This is a genomic window from Bombella intestini (assembly GCF_002003665.1).
GTDB classification, from domain to species: Bacteria; Pseudomonadota; Alphaproteobacteria; order Acetobacterales; family Acetobacteraceae; genus Bombella; species Bombella intestini.
Map to the genome: position 1 here is coordinate 567,765 of NZ_JATM01000001.1, position 20,756 is coordinate 588,520.

20 protein-coding genes, 1 tRNA gene and 1 other RNA gene are annotated in these 20,756 nt (G+C 53.1%); 13 read left to right on the plus strand and 9 right to left on the minus strand.

What is annotated here, in order from left to right; genetic code table 11:
• Positions 1-47 precede the first annotated feature (47 nt).
• Together AL01_RS02635 and AL01_RS02640 are read left to right on the plus strand one after the other, a co-directional pair.
• A complete protein-coding gene (locus tag AL01_RS02635; protein ID WP_077395692.1) occupies positions 48-1,406 on the plus strand; it encodes a glycosyltransferase in 1,359 nt (452 codons plus the stop codon).
• A 258-nt stretch (positions 1,407-1,664) separates the two neighbouring features.
• Positions 1,665-1,874, plus strand: a complete 210-nt coding sequence (locus AL01_RS02640; RefSeq protein ID WP_077395693.1) for a hypothetical protein — start codon at positions 1,665-1,667, stop codon at positions 1,872-1,874.
• A 42-nt stretch (positions 1,875-1,916) separates the two neighbouring features.
• Here AL01_RS02640 and AL01_RS02645 read toward each other — a convergent pair whose 3' ends face one another.
• Complete coding sequence (locus AL01_RS02645; RefSeq protein ID WP_077395694.1) at positions 1,917-3,005, minus strand: glycosyltransferase; 1,089 nt, start codon at positions 3,003-3,005, stop codon at positions 1,917-1,919.
• 246 nt (positions 3,006-3,251) lie between these two features.
• Between AL01_RS02645 and AL01_RS02650 the strand changes: the two genes are divergently transcribed.
• Positions 3,252-4,115: a fumarylacetoacetate hydrolase family protein gene (locus AL01_RS02650; protein ID WP_077395695.1), complete on the plus strand. Its 864-nt coding sequence runs from the start codon at positions 3,252-3,254 to the stop codon at positions 4,113-4,115.
• 200 nt (positions 4,116-4,315) lie between these two features.
• Here AL01_RS02650 and rmuC read toward each other — a convergent pair whose 3' ends face one another.
• Both rmuC and AL01_RS02660 read right to left on the minus strand, forming a co-directional pair.
• Positions 4,316-6,010: a DNA recombination protein RmuC gene (rmuC, locus tag AL01_RS02655; protein WP_206599218.1), complete on the minus strand. Its 1,695-nt coding sequence runs from the start codon at positions 6,008-6,010 to the stop codon at positions 4,316-4,318.
• A gap of 223 nt (positions 6,011-6,233) precedes the next feature.
• Positions 6,234-6,323, minus strand: a tRNA-Ser gene (locus AL01_RS02660).
• Positions 6,324-6,620: 297 nt separating this feature from the next.
• On the opposite strand from AL01_RS02660, the gene rplU reads away from it, so the two are divergent.
• The 3 genes from rplU (at position 6,621) to obgE (ending at position 8,343) form a co-directional block, all read left to right on the plus strand.
• Positions 6,621-6,935, plus strand: coding sequence for a 50S ribosomal protein L21 (gene rplU, locus AL01_RS02665; protein ID WP_077395697.1), 315 nt, complete (start codon positions 6,621-6,623; stop codon positions 6,933-6,935).
• A gap of 28 nt (positions 6,936-6,963) precedes the next feature.
• Entirely contained in the window at positions 6,964-7,230 is a 267-nt protein-coding gene (gene rpmA / locus AL01_RS02670; RefSeq protein WP_043559867.1) for a 50S ribosomal protein L27, read from the plus strand.
• A gap of 105 nt (positions 7,231-7,335) precedes the next feature.
• Positions 7,336-8,343 carry a GTPase ObgE gene (obgE, locus tag AL01_RS02675; RefSeq protein ID WP_077395908.1) on the plus strand — a complete coding sequence of 336 codons (1,008 nt, stop codon included), beginning with the start codon at positions 7,336-7,338 and terminating at the stop codon, positions 8,341-8,343.
• A 65-nt stretch (positions 8,344-8,408) separates the two neighbouring features.
• Here obgE and AL01_RS02680 read toward each other — a convergent pair whose 3' ends face one another.
• From AL01_RS02680 to budA, 5 genes are all read right to left on the minus strand, one after another.
• Positions 8,409-8,999, minus strand: a complete 591-nt coding sequence (locus AL01_RS02680) for a LutC/YkgG family protein (protein WP_077395910.1) — start codon at positions 8,997-8,999, stop codon at positions 8,409-8,411.
• A gap of 11 nt (positions 9,000-9,010) precedes the next feature.
• Positions 9,011-10,423 (minus strand): lactate utilization protein B, encoded by a 1,413-nt coding sequence (locus tag AL01_RS02685; protein ID WP_077395698.1) that lies wholly within the window; start codon positions 10,421-10,423, stop codon positions 9,011-9,013.
• Positions 10,420-11,163, minus strand: coding sequence for a (Fe-S)-binding protein (locus tag AL01_RS02690; RefSeq protein ID WP_077395699.1), 744 nt, complete (start codon positions 11,161-11,163; stop codon positions 10,420-10,422). The genes AL01_RS02685 and AL01_RS02690 overlap by 4 nt, the downstream gene beginning before the upstream one ends.
• 210 nt (positions 11,164-11,373) lie before the next feature.
• A complete protein-coding gene (gene alsS, locus AL01_RS02695; protein WP_077395912.1) occupies positions 11,374-13,056 on the minus strand; it encodes an acetolactate synthase AlsS in 1,683 nt (560 codons plus the stop codon).
• Between the two features lie 78 nt (positions 13,057-13,134).
• Complete coding sequence (gene budA, locus AL01_RS02700; protein ID WP_408735435.1) at positions 13,135-13,929, minus strand: acetolactate decarboxylase; 795 nt, start codon at positions 13,927-13,929, stop codon at positions 13,135-13,137.
• A gap of 36 nt (positions 13,930-13,965) precedes the next feature.
• Between budA and AL01_RS02705 the strand changes: the two genes are divergently transcribed.
• A complete protein-coding gene (locus AL01_RS02705; protein ID WP_077395701.1) occupies positions 13,966-14,874 on the plus strand; it encodes a LysR family transcriptional regulator in 909 nt (302 codons plus the stop codon).
• Positions 14,875-14,973: 99 nt separating this feature from the next.
• On the opposite strand, the gene AL01_RS02710 is transcribed toward AL01_RS02705, so the two are convergent.
• On the minus strand, positions 14,974-15,240 hold the full coding sequence (locus tag AL01_RS02710; protein ID WP_077395914.1) for a DUF2312 domain-containing protein: 267 nt from the start codon (positions 15,238-15,240) through the stop codon (positions 14,974-14,976).
• A gap of 411 nt (positions 15,241-15,651) precedes the next feature.
• On the opposite strand from AL01_RS02710, the gene zwf reads away from it, so the two are divergent.
• The 6 genes from zwf (at position 15,652) to ftsL (ending at position 20,739) form a co-directional block, all read left to right on the plus strand.
• Positions 15,652-17,124 carry a glucose-6-phosphate dehydrogenase gene (zwf, locus tag AL01_RS02715; protein ID WP_077395916.1) on the plus strand — a complete coding sequence of 491 codons (1,473 nt, stop codon included), beginning with the start codon at positions 15,652-15,654 and terminating at the stop codon, positions 17,122-17,124.
• Positions 17,125-17,250: 126 nt separating this feature from the next.
• Positions 17,251-17,706: a hypothetical protein gene (locus tag AL01_RS02720; RefSeq protein ID WP_241502664.1), complete on the plus strand. Its 456-nt coding sequence runs from the start codon at positions 17,251-17,253 to the stop codon at positions 17,704-17,706.
• A 62-nt stretch (positions 17,707-17,768) separates the two neighbouring features.
• Positions 17,769-18,171, plus strand: an RNA gene (rnpB, locus tag AL01_RS02725) — RNase P RNA component class A.
• 362 nt (positions 18,172-18,533) lie between these two features.
• Positions 18,534-19,010: a division/cell wall cluster transcriptional repressor MraZ gene (gene mraZ / locus AL01_RS02730; RefSeq protein ID WP_077395920.1), complete on the plus strand. Its 477-nt coding sequence runs from the start codon at positions 18,534-18,536 to the stop codon at positions 19,008-19,010.
• Positions 19,011-19,036: 26 nt separating this feature from the next.
• Complete coding sequence (rsmH, locus tag AL01_RS02735) at positions 19,037-19,981, plus strand: 16S rRNA (cytosine(1402)-N(4))-methyltransferase RsmH (RefSeq protein ID WP_077395922.1); 945 nt, start codon at positions 19,037-19,039, stop codon at positions 19,979-19,981.
• Positions 19,978-20,739, plus strand: coding sequence for a cell division protein FtsL (ftsL, locus tag AL01_RS02740; protein WP_077395702.1), 762 nt, complete (start codon positions 19,978-19,980; stop codon positions 20,737-20,739). The genes rsmH and ftsL overlap by 4 nt, the downstream gene beginning before the upstream one ends.
• The last annotated feature ends 17 nt before the right edge of the window (positions 20,740-20,756 follow it).

Below are 20,756 nucleotides of genomic sequence, written 5' to 3' on the forward strand. Positions count from 1 at the left end.
AACGCCAGAGTTACGAAACCTTTTCGTTACTGAAGACCCTCTGCTTCATGAAGATCCATTACCTCGTCACCAGCCTGGAAACAGGCGGGGCCGAATTTACCATCCCCGACATCATCAAAGCACTTGAACAGTTCGGTCATCAGGTTGATGTCACCGCCTGCGAAGCCCGTGATATGGGGGCAGCTCCTTATCTAGAACGTGCAGGCATTCCCTACCGGCTGCTTGACACGGAACGCCGCAATTTCTTTCTCACCCTATTCCGCATCCTGCGCCTGCTTATCAAAAACCGCCCTGACATCATCTGGACTTCACTAAGCCGCGCCACGCTTTTAGGCCAACTTGCCGGGAAAATCCTCAATATTCCAGTTGTAAGTTGGAAGAACAGCGCCAGCATACGCTTCACAACAACAGTGGGACGCCCCTTCACCCGGCTTTGGGTTGCAGACTCATACTATGTCGCACGGTTCCTGCATGAAAAAATGAACATTCCGCCAGAGAAGATCACGGCATGGCCTCTTTATGTTGCGGCGCCCAATACGCACCCCGCCCCTGACTGGAATGGCCAGACACGCCTTCACATAGGCAGCACAGGGCGACTTCATGAAGTAAAGAACTATCCTCTCCTCATTGAAGGTATAGCCCTATTCCGGGAACGCCATCCTCAATGGGCAGACCTTGTTCATCTCTCTTTTGCCGGTGATGGCCCCCAGCGTGCCGAATTGGAAACCCTCATCCAGAAGTATGGGCTAGAAAAACATGTCTCGCTGAAAGGCTTTCAGACAAATGTTTCAGCCTTTCTCAGCACGCTTCAGCTTTACGCCCAACCATCACGCTATGAAGGCATGTGCCTTGCCGCCCATGAAGCCATGAACATGAGCCTACCCGTGATAGCAACACCTGTCGGAGAGATGCGCAACAGCGTCCAGCCCGGCAAAACGGGCTTCCTTCTCCAGCCTGACAGGATTCCAGAAACATTCTGCGACATACTCGCCGAAATCTTCCAGAATCCCAGCCTGCTTCACCGCTATGGTGAAGCAGCAAAGCAGCATATCCAGCAACATTACAGCCGAGAGGTCTTTCTGCAACGCTGCAAGCAGATTTCTGAAAGACTACTCGGTGATCTGGAAGAAACTATTACAGAATATCACGCCAGCACCCACAGCGTGCGAGGCAATCACTTCCGGTTCCAACGCCACACACATCAGGATGGACGGCTTGCCTTCAATAACGGCTTTCGGGCAGCTCTGACAATTCTTATCACATCTTTCATTGCTAATTTGTGGGCTGGTTGCCACGAAAGAAAACCCCGTACTGGGAACAATAAAATTTCTCAAAGGGCTTGCCGTAAGATGGTGTGTGGCCTGGGTTCTCTATTTCATCTTTATTCCCATGGTCACGACATATGAACCGTCATCTTCATTCTATCCTCCGTGATGATGGGAGGTGGGCTTGAGCGTGCTAATCCGGCTACTTTCGCAGCATCCTGACCTTTAACCGCAAGGCCGAAGAGTTCCGGTTACGCCGTGCAACATTGCGGGAACTGCGCAACCTTGCCACCTTACACACTACCCCACAAATCAGCGCATGGATCGACCATAGTACAGACCCTTTCCCCCGTCTTCTAAGCCACGTCACTCCCATGACACCACGGCAGAGCTGCCCGTATGACCCGCGCTGCCATCCGCCGCCTGCGTGAGCTGGACACACAAAACCATGAAGCCGTTATCCGGCTGGAAATCACCCGTGCCCTGACCCATCTTGTGGTGATCGAACATACTTTGCGCACGAATGAAGACTTTCTGGATGCAAACAAACCCTCTCAAACATCATCCGATGCAGGTTCAATAGACACCACACTTCTAGGGCAGGCCTAAACTGCAGCCAGAATGTAAAAGAACATGGTAATCACTTCGACCTTATAAAAGCTCTTTGATCTTTTCAGAAACAATGTACCCACGTTCTTCATAAAGAGAGCTACCATATTCATTCATTATGTACTCTCTCGACCTTTTGCCGTACTCATAAACGAGGTCAGGATTCGCAAATATGTTACTCAATGCCGCAGAAATACTCTGAGGAATGTTCCCTTCCAGTATGAAACCCTGCTCTCCATTCCTCACACTATAAGGCAACTCCCCAACAGGGGTTACAAGCATCAGCAGGCCAGCATTCATAGCTTCATGCGCCGCTATGCAAAAACCTTCAAACCGAGAGGGCTGCACATATACATCAAGCCCTCCCAGAAAAGATGGAATATCCTCAATGAATTGCCCCAAGCTGACAATATGTTGCAGATCATAACGCTCTACTAGAGACGCAAGCTCGCTCTTTAACGGGCCATCACCGGCAATAGAGAGCCTTATCATGTCCTTATATTGAGGGTTGGTCTTTCGGAAATGAGCTAACCCCTCTAGCAATAAGTCATAATTTTTTACTTCGTGTAACCGGCCAGTACTCCCAATATGCAACGGTCGCTCTGCATTCCATGTATGGGCCACAGGGTATGCCTCTTTTGCCACGAAAGGCGGCCAATTACATATCTTAGAGGGCGTTATATTCATTTTCGTGGCGAGAAAATCGCATACAGACGCAGAGTCCGCTATCCATACCTTGGGTATGGCTTTTCCTAACCACGAACTCCATTTCAAATCTGCACTATTCTTCCAACTGACAACAGGGATTCCTAATATTTTTCCCGCCAACTGGCCGATTATCGAAGCACGACTTAAAGAAGTTAAAATAACATCAGCCTTAATGCTGGAAACAAACCTTATAACGTCAAACAGTTCTTTAAAAAGGCTTCTCTTCTTCCCCCCTAAAATGACATAAGGTATTGAATGTTTTTCTAGAAGATGCGCTGTCCCCATATCTCGTGCCTGACAAGATACGACCGTGACATTAAAGTTATTATTTTTCAGCGACTCAATAATCTGCGGCATGGAAAAACCAGCTCCGCCACCTTCCATGCTCGTAATAATATAACATATCTTAATTTCTTTATTCATATTAAAACCTTACGCAAAGTGTCCGTTATAAAAATGGTTAAATATCTCGCAACACTGACATGCCCAACAGCTTGTAGGCTTGCTTGATAACGCTATGTTGACACCATAACAAGGCAGAATACAGAGCGGATATACACCACGAATTTTCCTTATCACCCAAGAATATTAATGCAATGAATACCCCTCCCTCTTTGCATATATAATCTTCCCCGCACTGTCGTTGAGGAAATTTAAGGCATAAACATCATGACAAAACTCTGCCGTTATCGCCTGAATGGCCACGAAAAGTCCGGTTTGGTCGACAGTTCCGGTACATTGCGTGATCTGTCCAGCCTCTGGGATGACCTAACACCGGATTGCCTAGCTCCACACTCCCTAGGCAAACTGGCCGATATTGACGTTTCCTCTCTACCGGCCGTCAGCGGCTCTCCCCGCTTCGGGATTCCTATCAGCCATGTCTCAAAATGTGTCTGTATCGGGCTAAACTATACCGACCACGCAAAAGAAGCAGGGCTGCCCATCCCGCAGGAACCTATCGTGTTTCTGAAGGCACCTTCAGCACTCTGCGGTGCTTATGATGCCATTCCCATTCCGCCCCATGCCTCCAAGATGGACTGGGAGGTTGAGCTGGGCGTTGTCATTGGTAGCACGGCACGTCATGTCAAAGAGGCCGATGCCCTGAAACATGTCGCCGGTTACTGTGTTATCAATGATGTTTCAGAACGCAGCTTCCAAATGCAGTCATCACAGTGGGATAAAGGGAAAGGATGCGACAATTTTGGCCCTGTCGGTCCTTTCCTCGTAACGGCAGATGAGATCGCTGATCCGCAAAACCTGCACCTCTGGTTAGATGTAAACGGTGTCCGGCGTCAGGATGGCTCGACATCCACCATGATTTTTTCCGTGCGTGAAATCATCGCCTACCTCAGCCGTTACATGACACTCCTACCCGGCGACATCATCGCTACTGGTACGCCGCCCGGTGTCGGAATGGGGCACAACCCGCCCCTATGGTTGCAGGAAGGTGATGAAATACGCCTCGGTATTGATGGCCTAGGCGAACAAAAACAGACACTAATCCGCTGGCGTCACGACCTTCCAACCAAATAATTGCCTCCCCATACATCCCATGATCGGGAGTGTTCCATATCCTGCAAGGCAGCCTCAAAATCCACACTACATACGAGGCTCTAAACCCTCGGGCAGGTGATACAGCTACCGTCCTAGCGGATATGGAACACTGGTTTTCTGACACCAGAGCAGAACCAACCCAGTTTGGGTTCATACCTCTAGAAGGATAAACACACCCTTCATTCCTCGGGAGCTTCCACCTTATCCGCGATAGGCTCGACAATCAGACTTAGACGTTCCACTTCAAAGTCTATGTGATTTGTCTCTAGCGAAGGCAGATTTTTGTTAACCTTGGCTGAAAGCTGCCTAAAACGGTCCACCCTGCCATAGAGGCCCTGCTGACCAGCCAATGCCGTAACTGCACTGTTATAATGGTTACTTGCTGTATTAAGGGTGCCTCCCAATTTGCCTAACCGCTCAGCAACCAGGCAGACTGAATTATAAATATCCCCTGCCTTTTCACTGATTTCACGAGCCTCCGCATTGCTTCGCTCGATCATCCACAGATTAGAGACAGTCCGCAGGATAGGAATCAATGTTGTATGCGAGACCAGTACAATGCCTTTCCTGTACCCATATTCAAACAAGTCTTTGCTCATCTTGAGCGCATCAATATAGGCTGGTTCAATCGGCATGAACATGAGAACGAAATTAGGGCTCCGAATACCAATTAGATTGGTATAATCCTTCGATGCCAGATCATCGATGTGCCTGCGGACAGCCTTTACATGCTCATTCATGGCGAGCTGATAGTCTGCGGGGGTTTCTGCACCAATCGCCCGATCATAGGCATTTAGAGAAACCTTGCTATCAATGATGATATGTTTGCCATCAGGCAGCTTGACCAGATAATCGGTCTGCTTCTGGCGGCCCTCCATATCCTTAAAAGAACTCTGCACTTCATAATGAGCGTCTTCCACTAAGCCGCTCATTTCCAAAGTACGTTGGAGCTGTGCTTCACCCCAAGCACCACGCTGCTGTGAATCCCCTTTTAGCGCAGAGGTCAGATTATTTGCCTCTTTGCTCATCTTCAGGCCAATTTCCAGAACCTTCCTGATCTCGGCATTTAAGGTACTGTTTCCCTGCAATGAGGCATCATGAACTTCATTAACCCGTTTCTGGAAACCTTCAATCTGCTCCCGAAAGGGCTTCAGCATAGCGGCGATATTGACCTGACTGGCATCCGCAAAAGTCTTCCCTTTTTCCTCGAATATCCTGTTTGCCAGATTTTCAAATTCTTTTCCCAAGGCCTGGCGAGCTTCACCAAGCTGTTGCATCTGTTCTTTAAAATGCTCTTCTTTCCGCTCCAGCGTTGTTCTAATTTCTACGTGGTCATTTTGTAAGGCGGTATATTTCTGAAAGAGAGCATCACGCTGCTTTCCCAGCTCCGTCACCGTTTCCCGGCTTTCAATCAGATGCTGATTCAGCACCTTATTTTCTGCCTGAACAGAGCCTAGCTGCCGCTCTGCGCTATGTTGCTGCTCTCGCACAATCTCCAAAGACTGACGAACCTCTGCCAACTGGTCTCCCCGTTCCGCCAGTGCCTCATCCAGCTGCTTCACTCTATCATGAGCATTCAGTAACTGCGTACGAGCCGTATTGTCCGACAGTTCTACTTCATGCAATTTTCTTTTAAGGGCCGAAAGCTCTTCATGCGAAACGTCATTCTGGCTACTGACCCGCTGGTTTTCAGCCTTTAACTGCTGCATCTCCATCACAAGATCAGCACTTTTCCGGCCTGTTCGTCTCATCCCCAACAGATACCCCAGTGCCCACGCCAAAAAGGCGACAATCACGATAATCATCGCGCAAATCATTAATGCTGGTACCTGCATATTCCCCCCAATATCCGCATTATACGGTATAAATCTCATAGAGATAATTTCTTCTCAAAAATGTAGTGTATTTAGTAAATTTATGCGAACACAAAGAAGACAATAAATACCACCAGCCACGAAGAGCATAAAGCCACATGCTCAGCCTAAACTCTCTCTTGAGAGCTAGTACCTATTCGGTAACACGTCGCTATCTGGCAAAATCAATCCCTCTGATCCTCTATAGGATCAGAACACACTGTTCATCAGGGACGCTATATTTTGGCGGAGAGAGAGGGATTCGAACCCTCGGAACGCTTGCACGCTCAACGGTTTTCGAGACCGCCCCAATCGACCACTCTGGCACCTCTCCGGGGCTTAGGATGAGAAAAGTACAACATCTCATCACCAGCGAATGCGGCTCCTTATGACGAAATTTTATCAAATTAGCAAGAGGCTGCATCCCTTCTCATCCCGTTTCCAGATCATAATGCCTGCTTTTTTATTGACGATCCTCAAACAAGGCGGTAGAGAACCCCTCTGTTCCTATGGCTTTCTGATTCATGCAGGGAGCTATCTGAACCAATGACAAAAAGCGAGCGGGGTACTTCCTTTGTCTGAAAAGGCACAAGAAGGACCAGAGGCTTCGGTAACATAAAGAGAGTTTTGCATGTTTGCAGTCATCCGCACGGGCGGGAAACAGTATCGCGTCGCCAAGGACGCCATCCTGAAAGTTGAGAAGCTGGATGCCGAAGCTGGCAGCACAGTCACCTTCTCTGACGTTCTGATGGTCGGTGGCGAAGGCAGCACGAAGATCGGCGCTCCGCTGGTTGAAGGTGCAAGCGTAACTGCTGAAGTTGTCGCACAGGACCGTCTGCCGACCGTCATCATCTTCAAGAAGCGCCGCCGTCAGAACAGCCGCCGCAAGAATGGCCACCGTCAGCCGGTCACCGTTCTGCGCATTACCGCAATCAACGCTGCGTAATTTCGCCCGTTCCTAAGGAGACACAGTCATGGCACAAAAAAAAGCAGGTGGTTCCAGCCGTAACGGACGCGATAGCGCCGGCCGCCGTCTTGGTGTGAAGAAGTTTGGTGGCCAAAGCGTCATCGCCGGTAACATCATCATCCGTCAGCGTGGCACAAAGGTGCACCCGGGTGAGAACGTTGGTATGGGCCGTGACCATACCCTCTTCTCTCTGGTCGATGGTCGTGTACGCTTCCAGCGTCGTGCTGGTGGCAAGGTGCATGTTTCCGTTGCACTGGCAGAAGCTGCCGAATAACGCACTCTGCCTGCCTTAATAGGCACAGAGCATGAACAAGGGTCGGCTCCATCACTGGTGCCGGCCTTTTTTCTTCTTACCTCCCTTTACTGTGGCGGCCTCCCCATGAAGTTTCTTGATCAAGCTAAAATCTATGTCCGCTCCGGTGATGGAGGAGATGGCGTTGTCGCCTTCCGCCGGGAAAAATATATCGAGTTCGGAGGCCCGGATGGCGGCGATGGTGGCCGGGGTGGGCATATCTATTTCCGGGCCGTACCCAGCCTTAACACGCTGATCGACTTCCGCTACACGCAGCACTTCCGTGCACGCAAGGGTGGTAATGGGGCTGGCTCCAACAAAACTGGAGCCGGAGCTGACGATGTCATCATCGATGTCCCAATCGGCACGCAGATTTTTGATGAAGACCGTGAAACGCTGCTGGCAGACCTTGACGAAGAAAACAAGGTGGTCTTGCTGTGTGAGGGTGGTGATGGCGGCTTGGGTAATGCTCATTACAAGAGCAGCACCAACCGTGCTCCCCGTCGTGCTGACAAGGGTTTCCCCGGTGAAGAACGCTGGATCTGGCTCCGCCTGAAGCTGATTGCTGATGTCGGGCTTGTTGGGCTACCTAATGCAGGCAAATCCACCCTACTCTCCGTGGCTTCCCGTGCTCGGCCTAAAATTGCCGACTATCCCTTCACAACCTTGCACCCACAACTTGGTGTCGTGCGCCTCAATGCCGTGGAAGAATTCGTCATTGCCGACATTCCCGGCCTTATTGAAGGGGCCAGCGAGGGTACTGGTTTGGGCGACCGCTTTCTTGGGCATGTAGAACGCTGTGCCGTTCTGATCCATCTGGTTGATGGGACGGATGAAAACTGCGTCCAAAACTGGAAGCTCATCCGCAAGGAGCTGAAAGCCTATGATGAAGGGCTGGCAGCCAAGCCGGAAGTCCTCGTTCTGAATAAATGCGATGCTCTGCTGCCGGAAGAAATCGAGGAGCGAAAGGCTGCTCTAAAAGCTGCTTCTGGTGCAGAAGTTCACCTACTTTCAGGCGTCAGCCGAGACGGCCTGCCAGAACTACTGCGGTATCTACAGGACCGTGTAACGGCTTCCCGGAACGAAACTTTCTAAGCCATAAAAAGGGCCGTGCGATATCGTATCGCACGGCCCTTTTTTCGTCCTATTCTCCGAAGCCATTAGGCCCAGATGACGGACAGACTCCTCACACCCTGTGCCCCACGGATAAGGACACCCTGAATATCAGCCGTGGCAGATGGGCCACTCATCAACACGCCATAGCCCGCCGTCCGAAATTCCGAACGCTCTTGATAGGCATTGTGCATATTGCCCACTAGCTCATTCTTCGAGAGCAGAACGATCAGATGCTGCGCCAAATGCACATCAGCCAGATGATCTTTTAATTCCACCTCACTCAGAAAAACGCCGCCAGTTTCCGCCACACCAAACGCAGCCCGCACGACCATAACATCAACCTTGTCGGCCTGTTCGTGCGTTTCTAGGTCCTCAATCCGCAGCGTCCCTTCTACCTCTGGCACGGCGGTGCAGAGGTTGCGCAGTTCCGGGAAAGCCCGCTTGATCGCCTGCTCAATCCCTTCTCCATCCTGCAAAGGCAGCATCTTACCGCCCATCAGGGCCAAACTGGCCTCGAACCGTTCCGGGCTGGCATCCTGATCCCCCAATGTCACGACTGGCGGCAAAGGATGCGCCCCTTCCTGCGGGGACTTCTTTGCCTTCAGGCGTTGCATGATGACATCACGGGCACTCATCGTCTCATCGCTCATGCCTGTGCCTCCTCACGCTGTGCCTTGGGCTTATTCAGACGGTTCTTCTTATACCAGCTATGGAATGTCTCCTTCACCGGATGGGGTAGCTCACGATGTTTGCCCCATGGATTTAGGTAATTATACAGCGCAAAGCGAGGCATGGTCTTCAGGGCTACTTCCGTCCCGCTAATAGCTAGACGATACATGGTCGGCTGGGCCAACAGTCGGCCAGCCATCTTCATGATCTCCCGTTTAACGAACGGAATTTCATGCCGTTCTGCCAGAACACGCCGCCATTTATAAAGCTGCTCGTGAATGTCGATCTTCACCGGGCAAACATTGGTACAGCTTCCATTCATTGTGGAGGCAAAAGGCAACGTGCTGAACTTCTTGGCATTAAAGGTCGGGTCGATAATCGCCCCGATCGGCCCGGAATAAACAGACCCGTAGGATTGCCCACCAGAACGGCGATAAACCGGGCAAGTATTCATGCAGGCACCACAGCGGATGCATTTTAGCGAGGTCCAAAAATCATCCATCCCTAGACGTTCGGACCGGCCATTATCCACGAGAATGACATGCATCTCCCCACCCTTCTTGGGCTTACGGAAATGGGTCGTATACTGGGTAATCGGCGAGCCAAGCGCACTACGGGACAATAGCCGGATGAACACGCCGAGGTCTGCCATCCGAGGAACCAGACGTTCAATCCCAAGAGTAGCAATGTGCAGATTCGGCAGATTGGCACTCAGGTCCGCATTGCCCTCATTCGTGCAGACGACAAAACTGCCCGTTTCCGCCACGAGGAAATTACCGCCCGTCATGCCCGTATCACCGCTCAGCAGAACAGGACGAGCCGCATTACGCTGCGCCTCTGCCAAAGCGTGCGGGTCATCAATATTCGGGTCTGTATGGTAATATTTGGCGAAGGTCTTCGCTACATCCGTGGTCAACTTCTGGACCGCTGGCACTACCACATGGCTAGGCAACTCATTGTCCAACTGCTGGATGCGTTCGCCAAGGTCCGTCTCGGTAACACTGATGCCTTTTGGCTCCAGATATTCCCGCATCTCGCACTCATCAGTAATCATCGACTTGCTCTTGATGATAGATGAGTGGCCATGATCCTTGAGGATTTGTTCCACGATGCGGTTGTGCTCCGCACCATCCCGCGCCCAATGGACATGAATACCATTACGGCGGGCATTTTCCTCAAATTGCTCCAGATACTGGGGCAAATGGGCCAGCGTATGCTCCTTCAGCCGGGAGGCCTGCTCCCGCAGCTCCTGCCATTCCGGCATGATATGCATCTGCTCATCACGCTTCTGGCGCATGTCCCACAGACGTTCATCATGGAAATGACGGTGAGGCTCATCTTTCAGAAACTCCGCCGCCAACTTGGCATGAGGGACCGGTTTGTTACTCATGCCCGGGCTCCATTCAGAATCTCTGCAATATGGATGAAGCGAATAGGCACGCCATTACGCTCAGCGCAGCCCTGCTGATGCATCATGCAAGATGTATCGGCCGATACTATATATTCCGCCCCGGCCTCATGATGGTCTGTCACTTTGTCCAGCCCCATGCGGGCAGAGACGGCTTCTTCTGTCACGGAATAGGTACCACCAAAGCCACAACATTCATCTGGGCGTTTCGGTGTCGCAAAAGAAATGCCCTTCACAGCGGAAAGAAGGGTCTTAGGTTTAGAGAAGAACGGCTCGCCCAATTCGGACATGCTGGCCGTCCGCAGGGAGCGTAACGTGGCGCAACTATTATGCAGCCCGACCCTATGAGGGAACTCCGCCCACGGGAATTCACGCACCTTCAAGACGTCATGGATGAACTCGACAAGCTCATACGTGTTCTGCCGTACATGCCGAACCTCATCCGTCTGCTCGATAGCATCGAAATTATCCCGGATATGATGGACACAGCTTCCCGATGGGGAAACGATCACCTCATATTTCGAGAAGTTGCGGATGAAGAGAGCTTCCGTCTCCTTGGCATCACGATTGCAACCAGAATTCGCCATAGGCTGACCACAGCAGGTCTGATCCATAGGATACTCGACCTCATGCCCCAGCTTTTCTAGCAACTCCAACGTTGCAATACCCGTTTGGGGATAGAAAGCATCCATGTAGCAGGGAATAAATAAACCGATTTTCATAATGAGGTATCCTATGAAAACACCTCGACAACATCAATAAAACAAAACGTGACTGACCTATTCAAACCCACACTGCTAAGAACCTGAAGGTAGGATTGAAATATAAATGATAATTACTCTCAATTATCCAAGAACGATACAAAAAGGGGACGTCAAAAGACGCCCCCTCTTCTTTATAGTCCTACCTCATCAGATGAGGATTAGACCGCCTTACTTGGAAAGTTCCGGCAGCGGGTTCATCAGAGCCGGGTTATCGGCATAGTCAACCGGCACGGCGATTACCACCGGACCCTGTGTCTCCATACCCTCACGCAGAGCAGCCTTCAGGCCATCCACGCTATTAACATTGATACCCTTGGCACCACAGGAACGGGCAAAGGCAGCAAAGTCGATCGGACCGAAGGCCACGGCAGCATCACGCCCGTATTTCTTTTCTTCCTGAATACGAACCATGTTGAAGTGCTGATCTACCCAGATGATATGGATCAGATTGCTCTTCAGACGAACAGCCGTTTCTAGGTCCATGGAAGACATCATGAAGCTACCATCCCCAGAGACGGAAATAACCTTCTGGGATGGGTTTACAATGCTGGCGGACATAGCCCACGGCAGGGCAACACCCATTGTCTGCTGGCCATTGCTGATCAGCATCTGGCGGGCGCGGAAGACCTCAAGGAAGCGTGCGTGCCAGATATGGAAAGACCCCATATCCAGACAGATCGTGATGTCCTGCGCCACGATATCTTCCATCACCTTGATGACTTCAAGCGGATGGAGCATCCCCTGCTGGGTGCTTTTTGCCTTGGCAAAAGCGGCCTTCTGGGAAGCGCGATAGACTTCCAGAATCTTATCCAGCGCAGCACCGGATGTCAGAGCCCCCGTTTCACGGGTCAGATGCTGCATTGTCAGAGCGATGGAGCCGATCAGCTCGATCTCGGGATTGAAGGCGTTATCCAACTGAGCCGGAACAACATCAATATTGATGATCGGCCGGGTGGCCTTCAGGTTCCACAGGCACGGATCATATTCGATCGGGTTGTAACCAATGGCAATGACCAGATCAGCCTCATCCAGCAGGTAATCACCATACTGGTTATGGAACAGACCAACACGCCCACCGAAACGGGAAACCAGGTCCTTGGAGACAGCACCAGCAGCCTGATAGGTGCCCACAACCGGCAGGTTTGTCTTCTTCAGAAATGCACGGATAGCCTCAGCATTTTCCGGCTTGCTGGCTTTCATGCCCAACAGGACAACCGGCTTCTTAGCCTTCTTCAGCGCAGCGGCGGCCTCCTTAATGACATCTTCTGGAGCCGGCCCCTGCTTCACAGCGTTACGGTTGCCCATCACCGGATAATCTTCGGTGATCTCAGCATTCAGCACATCCATCGGCACGCTGACAAAAGAACCACCCTGACGGGGGCTTTCAGCGGCACGGAACGCATTAGCAATGACCTCTGATGTAGCAGCCGGTGCCCCGATTTCTGCACTATATTTCGTCACCGGGCGCAACATGCTGACTGTATCCATGCTCTGGTGGGTCAGCTTCAGCAAGTCGGCGCGCCCAACAGCACCGCCGATTGTCAGGACCGGGTCGCCTTCAGATGTTGCCGTTGCCAGACCGGTCGCCAGATTGGAAACACCGGGACCAGATGTTACAATAGCCACACCGGCCTTGCCCGTAATACGACCAATACCACCGGCCATGAAAACAGCGTTCTGCTCATGGCGGGCAACGATCGTGCGGATGGGGGAATCTTCCAGTGCCTCAAAGAGGCGGTCGATCTTTGCGCCGGGAATACCAACGATATGATCAACACCGTGAGCTTCAAGATTGCGGACGATCAGATCGGCGGCTGTCTGTGCTGCCTTGTGAGATTTTTTCTGTGTCATGATGCTTTTCCTGATCATGCCCGCCCTGAAAACACCAGACGGGCCTGTATAGTCTGTCTCAACCTAGGGACGGAATGCTTAGCCGCCTTCTGCCGTACGGATGGCCTCGTGCAGACCAGCTGGCTGAAGATCAGCCTTGGCAAAATCTTCCGTCTTCGGGAGGGAAATCTCCAAGTCGGAAATGCGGGCAACTTCCAGCTTACCGGACTTCACACGGTAATCTGTCACATGGCCGCCATGCTTGCGGTCGTCACTAAGGACATGAAGGTGATAGCCAGCAACATTGATCCCCTGCATGTAGGGAGGGGTACGAAAACCCAGCATCACGCCGCTGATCTCACCCATGCGGAATGTCGGCTGTTTAGCAACAACCTCCAGCATCCCCGGATAAGGCTTGTGCTGGCAGAACACTGTACGAGTATCGACTTTCTCGAACTCTCCCGTAAAGCGCACGGCACCAAAAAGATTGGGGTTGTCGATAAGCCCATTGACGAGCTCTTCAAACTCTTCCTTACCCATGGGCTTATCGATTGTAACCGTTTTTTCCGGCTCAAAATAAGTCACACAGGCAAACGGTGTCTTCATGTCCGCCGTTGTACCAGAGGCAATCCCCTCGGAGCGGAACTGACGAACCTCGCCTTCCGTCACGATCATTTCGCCGTCCAGAGCATCGAATGTCCCCAGACCGAAATCACCATGCTGAACCAGCTCGCCCAGCGTCATCTCCCCATCGTAAACTGCATCCAGCAAGGCAGCCATCGTTGATGTCTGGAAGAGACGGTTTGGCTTTACACCTGAAGGTCGAGTCATATTGCCCCCTGCGTTGTGAATGCTCCCTTCTGTAAGGCAGGACATAAACTCCCACAAATATATAGTTTTCATTGTCTCCATATATTTTATATATGGCTTATGGATATCCGTCATTTCCGCTATTTCGTCACCATTGCCGAGACCGGCAACATCACAAAAGCTGCTGAAAAACTTGGCATGGAGCAGCCTCCCCTTAGCCAGCAGATCCGCCGACTGGAAAGCTCTCTGGGCGTCTCGCTCTTCCGCCGTCAACCCCGCGGGGTGAGCCTGACAGAGGCTGGCCTTGCCCTCTTGCCTCATGCACGGCTAATCCTCGATCTCCGCCGCCAATTCATTGAGGACGCCCACGGGTTGGCCCAAGGCAAGAAGGGCCACCTCCGTATCGGATTGGCCGGAGCGGTTCCTCTCCTGCCCAGCATTCCCTTCGCTATCCGGCAGTTCAGCAACATTGCGCCGGGCGTTACCCTCTCGCTAGAGGAAAGCAACACACCCGCTTTATGCGAAGCCCTGCTTTCTTACCGCATGGACATCACAATCTTGCGGCCGCCCGTCCCCGATCAAGCCAATGTACGGGTCATCCCTCTGCTGGACGAACCGACCCTGATCGCCCTACCCAAGGGTCACCCCTTCACAAACCTACCAGAAATACACCTCAGCAGACTGGCTGCAGAGCCGCTCATCATCTTCCCTCGTGAGTTGGGACCGGGCTTTTTCGATGCCATTCTCGCAGCCTACAGAGATGCCGGAATTACCCCCTCCCTTGGCCAGCAGGCACCGCAGATTGCTGGTACTATCCCACTCGTCGCCGCTGGACTGGGCGTATCCATCGTTCCGCAATCCCTGCACCAGCTTCATACGGGAGGCGTAACCTTCCATAAGATCGCCCGACCAGCCCCCCATGCTGCGCTCGCCATAGGCATACGAATGGGCGAACAGCCACCGTTGATCCATCACTTCATCACTGTTCTTCAACAAGCCTGCAAAACCCATATGGAATTGCCTGCCTGACAACCGCATAAGCCACACAAAAAGAAAGCCTTTCTCTGCGGGCTTGTTGAACCAGCAGAGAAAGGCTTTTCTTAATAACGAACCAGAAAATAGGTCCTCTTACATGCCCAGCGCACGGCGGTAGATGTCCAGCAGCGTCTCCTGCTCTTCCACCTCGGCCGGCTCCTGCTTACGCAGCTTGAGCAGCTGCTTGACGACCTTAACGTCAAATCCGGCTGATTTTGCTTCTTGGAACACATCACGGATATCAGAACCAAGCGCCTTGCGCTCTTCTTCCAGACGTTCGACACGGTCGATGATAGACCGCAGACGATCCACCGCAATACCGCCCGTTACGGCCCCTTCGTCACCACTTCCCATACCCATAACCATACTCCTCACTCTGCTCAGACACCGGGTTACAGGGCGGCTTATCGCTCCCTTATGGGCATGGTCAATACCATGCCACCGCAAAGACGTTTGCTTGATACGCCACGCAAGCGAAAAACACCCCACTCGGGCACCAGAAAAGCCGCAAAGTGGGAAAAACGCAAATGTGAATACATGGTTGCAGACTATCCAACATCCTATCCGCCCGCCCCTTCCTGCATCACCCCGCTGCCTACTGCGCCTTTTTTTGAGGCTTCAAGGATATTTTTCCATCCGTTACAGCCTTCCATTCCTCCGGTTATGGCTTGAATGGGACATGAGACAGGCTCTAAAAGAAGAGCAGAAACAAGACTAGAGACGGACTTAATGTCTCACCAAAGTTTCCAGACAGGAAAGGTACGCCTTATCATGGCCCACTCTCAGCAGACCGCACCGTTTGACTACGTCATCTTCGGCGCCACGGGCGATCTGACGATGCGCAAACTGCTCCCGGCCCTCTACAATCAGCTCCGTATCGGGCATGTTCCGGAGGAGGCCCGCATCATCGGGACCGCCCGCTCTTCCCTGTCCCGTGATGAGTACATTATCCGGGCACGTGAAGCTCTGGAAACCTTCCTGCCAGAACAGCATAAAGATGCTGAGCTGATCGAACGCTTCCTCAAAAAAGTGCATTATGTCACGCTAGATGGCACAAAGAGCGACCACAACTGGGACGACCTGAAGGCCGTTCTGGACCAGTCCCCGGCTGATCGCATCCGTGTTTTCTACTACTCCACGGCACCGCAGCTTTTCGAAGCCATCAGCGAAAACCTCCACCGTTTCGGTTTCATCACTCCGCAGTCCCGCGTCGTGCTGGAGAAGCCAATCGGAACGGACAGTGCCTCCGCCAAAGCTATCAATGATGGCGTAAGCCGTTTCTTTGATGAAAAGCAGATCTTCCGCATTGACCATTACCTGGGCAAGGAAACCGTGCAGGACATCATCGCCCTGCGCTTTGCTAATCCTATCTTCAATGCCATCTGGTCTGCCGAACACATCCAGAGCATCCAGATCACCGCTGCCGAGACTGTGGGCGTGGAAGGCCGTGCCGCCTATTACGACACATCCGGTGCCCTGCGGGACATGATCCAGAACCATCTGCTTCAGGTTCTCAGCCTCTGCGCCATGGAAGCCCCAGCGGACCTTGAGGCAGATACTGTTCGTGATGCCAAAGTGAATGTCCTGAAGGCCCTGCGCCCCATTCCAGAAGACAAAGTGGCTAGCGAGACGGTCCGTGCCCAGTATGTCAAAGGTGAGATGAAGGGTAAGCCGGTTCCGGGGTATCTGGAAGAACTAGGCGAAGACAGCCACACCGAGACCTACGCCGCCATGCGGGCCTATATCGACACACCACGTTGGAAGGGTGTGCCCTTCTACATCCGCACGGCTAAGCGTTCGACCAAAAAGGTTAGCGAGGTCATTGTGACCTTCCGGAAGTCTGCTTCCTCCCTGTTCGGCGCATCTGCTGCCTCCAACCGTCTGGTTATCCGTCTTCAACCGGATGAAGGGTTTGGACTTGCTCTGAACATCAAGAATCCTTCTGCTGCCGGGTTCGATCTCCAGCACGGCGCCATGTCCGGCAAATTCGCCCCGGCGGATGGCTCCCTCATCCCGGATTCCTACGAACGTCTCATGCTGGATGCCGTCCGTGGTTATCCGGCACTCTTCATCCGTCGTGATGAGGTAGAAGCCGCATGGGCATGGGTCGAACCGACACTGAAGACATGGGCTGCCAACAAAGTGCCGATGGCTCATTATGCTGCCGGGAGCTACGGGCCGGAAGAAGCCCGCCGCTTTATCGCTACAACAGGCGATTCTTGGCATGAGGACATGGCCGACTGATCCTGACCGGATCACATCTGGCCACTCCGCCATATGGCTCCTAGAACCGTCCTGCCTCCTCGGCAGGGCGGTTTTGCCTATCCGGCCTCTGTATTCTTCATCACACTCATGGGGCAGACCTAAATCATGACCGAACCAACCACCCCTCCCCGTCTCGGCCGCCGCCGCCCGAAGCAACCCCGCTCCCTAAAGCAGCATATCATCCGGCGGCTCGTCGTTCTGGTCCCAGCCTTTCTGCTCATGTTCTTTGTCGTCCGCACAGGAATGTTGGACAGCCTGTATGACCAGTTCACCTTCAGCAAGCTAAGCTGGTTCGACAATACCGCCCTTGTGGAACATCTACGGACCATCATCACCCGCAAAGGGCTGACCCCTCTGCCCAGACGCTGCCTCGTCATGGTTGTCAATGGCGACAGCAGCGTGAACACACCCACGATTGACGTCTTGGGACGGCATGGGAACGGGTGCCCTGGGGATAAACCTTCAGCAGAGCTGCTCTTTCATGTCCGGGTAGATCGTGCAGGCCAGAGCATCATGACAGATGCAGGCTCACCCGACATGTACCACCTTCTTACACCCTAATGATGTCACTCATCCTGCCCACCGCTTGACCCGCCCCCAGCAGGCAGGCATAAGCACCCCAGCCAGATGGTCGGGCGATCGCTGTGTTCCTTACGGAACAGGGAGGAAAGTCCGGGCTCCACAGGAAAACGGTGCCGGCTAACGGCCGGCGGGGGCGACCCTAGGGACAGTGCCACAGAAACAATACCGTCCGCCTGTTTTCTCCTTATAAGGGAGATAATGCGGATAAGGGTGAAACGGTGCGGTAAGAGCGCACCGCGCGGCTGGTAACAGCGGCGGTCATGGTAAACCCCACCGGGAGCAAGACCGAATAGGAATGACAAGCCAGAAATGGCTGAGGGGTCCTGCCCTGTCATTCGGGTTGGTTGCGTGAGGTGTGTCGCAAGACACATCCCAGAGGAATGATCGCCCCACCTCATTACATGTGAGGTAGGACAGAACCCGGCTTACAGACCATCTGGCCCTTTTATTTACAAAGCCTCCCCCTAGACAAAAATACATTTGATACCTTGCAAAAAGCCTTCATTACACCTCACCCATAAGGCTATACTATCAAGATAGCCCCCTTTGTCTGTCAAATCATCGAACTTACTGCCCAATACAAGGCAATTTTATAAGACATAATATAAAGAAATATTTTTTTAATAAATAACAGCACAAATCGTGCCTATCTGGAATACTACACAATAAAACGATGCCTTGATGCCATTTTCCATAATAAAACTTTGACGTCCCATAAAATCCCATGATACCCCATGAGTTCCCACCATAAAGGTGCAGGAGTGTGTCCACCCATGACAGACAGGGAGGGGGAAACGTTTCAGACCATGACCATGTTTCTCGGAACCCATGCCAGCCGTGTCGATGCCAAAGGACGCATTTCCATTCCCTCCCCTTTCCGTGCTGCTCTACGTGAGCAAGCACGCCCGGGTGAGGCCCTAATGATCATCAGGCCGTCCCACCTCCATGATTGTCTAGAAGGCTGGTCCGCCTCCGCCTTCTTCGCCTTCTCTGGTGCTCTTGATGAATATGACCCCTTCTCAGCAGATCATGATGACCTGGCGACCAGCCTCTACGCTGATGCCTATCCGCTAGACTGCGACAAAGAAGGGCGGGTCAGCCTACCAAAAGCACTGAAGGAACATGCCGGATTGGAGGACGATGTCAGCTTCATGGGGCTAGGCCGTGTCTTCCAGATATGGAACCCCACCCTCGCAGAGGAACGCCGAAAGCAGGCTCGTAGCCGCACGCGGGAACTCGGCCATCGTAAACACGCCGAGACCAAAGAAAGAACAGCACTATGACTTACGCCTACCAAATTGCTGAAGAAATGCGGCAGGAGGGTCATTTCCCGGTCATGCTACCGGAAGTACTGGAGAGTCTGAACCCGCAGGATGGCGGTGTGTATCTGGATGGCACATTCGGCGGTGGTGGCTATAGCCGTGCCCTGCTACGTGCAGCGAACTGCACCGTCCATGCTATTGACCGTGACCCTGATGCCATCAAACGTGGGCAGCCACTAGTAGCAGCCTCCGAGGGGCGACTACACCTTCATCAGGGCACCTTCAGTGCCATGAGGGAGCTGGTCGGCCATGTCGGTCCGTTCAATGGTATCGTACTGGACCTCGGCGTTTCCTCCTTCCAGCTAGATCAGGAAGACCGTGGGTTCTCCTTCCGCCATGATGGTCCGCTTGATATGCGCATGAGCATTGACGGCCAAAGTGCAGCAGATATCGTCAATGGCGAAAAAGAAGGCGTGCTGGCCGATATCCTCTATCATTATGGGGAAGAACGCCGCTCCCGCCGTGTTGCTCGGGCCATCGTTGATGCGCGCCAGAGCGGCCCAATCCAAACCACGGGGCAGCTCGCTGAGATCATCCGTAAGGCCGTACCAAAAGAGCGACCTAATTTTGACCCGGCCACCCGCAGCTTTCAGGCCCTCCGCATCGCTGTGAATGATGAACTCGGCGAGTTGGAACGGACGCTCATCGCTGCGCCAGAACTTCTTGCGCCGGGAGGTGTCTTCTGCATCGTAACCTTCCATTCATTGGAAGACCGGATGACAAAACGCGCCCTTGCCCGTCTGGCTGGCCGTACAGCTGGCCCCTCCCGCCATACTCCCCTTTCCATGCAGCAGACAGAAGCTCCGTCTTTTGAGCTCCCGCACACACGACCACGCGCGCCGACTGATCACGAACTGAACCTTAACCCCCGCTCCCGCAGCGCACGCCTGCGTGCCCTGCGACGCCTTCCCGTTCATGGAGCTTCCGCATGATTCGTTTTGTCACCCTGCTCTGTGCCGCCATGGCAGCTGGTTCCGGCCTCTTCCTTTATACGAAGAAACACGAAACTCTCGTGCTGAATCAGGACATCAGAAAAACCATTGAAGATACACGTCGTATCCAGCAGCAGACAGCCATCCTGCGCACCCAATGGGCCCTGTTAAACCAGCCGGATCGCCTCAACGCTCTGGCACAGCGGGTTCTGCCGGAAATGAATCAGGTTGACCCCACACAGTTCGTTCAGCTGACAGACCTGCGGAAACGCCTTCCGGCTATTGATCACCGCATCATCCCCATGGCACCGGGCAAAGGCCAAGCTCAGAAGGAGCTAGCAGCGCTCACAGCCCCAGCCCATCAAGCTGCCACTGCTGCGATGGTGCATTCTCTGCGGGATACTACGGCCAGTGCCGAGCATCCAGAACACAAGGTTGCGCACCTCCATACCCGCAAGGATGATGCGGGCGAAGCGGATCGCCAGCTGGAGCGGAGTCTGGCCCTGCTTAGCGCACAGGATAGCGGCACTCTGCCCCGGCATCACCTGCATGGCACTGCGGATACCACGGCCCTTCCAAGCCATCGGAAGCCCCACCCGGCACCTGACCATCTGCACAACGAGCCAACGGAAGATGTGGCCTGGCACCTGCCTGCCCGCCAAGCCGCAAAGCACAGCCGTATGAGTGGAATCCGCACGGCCTCGGCTCCTGCGAACGAACCTGCCCCGTTGCCTCCGCCTGTCCCTCTGGCGGACTGATCCATCCTTCGGCGGCC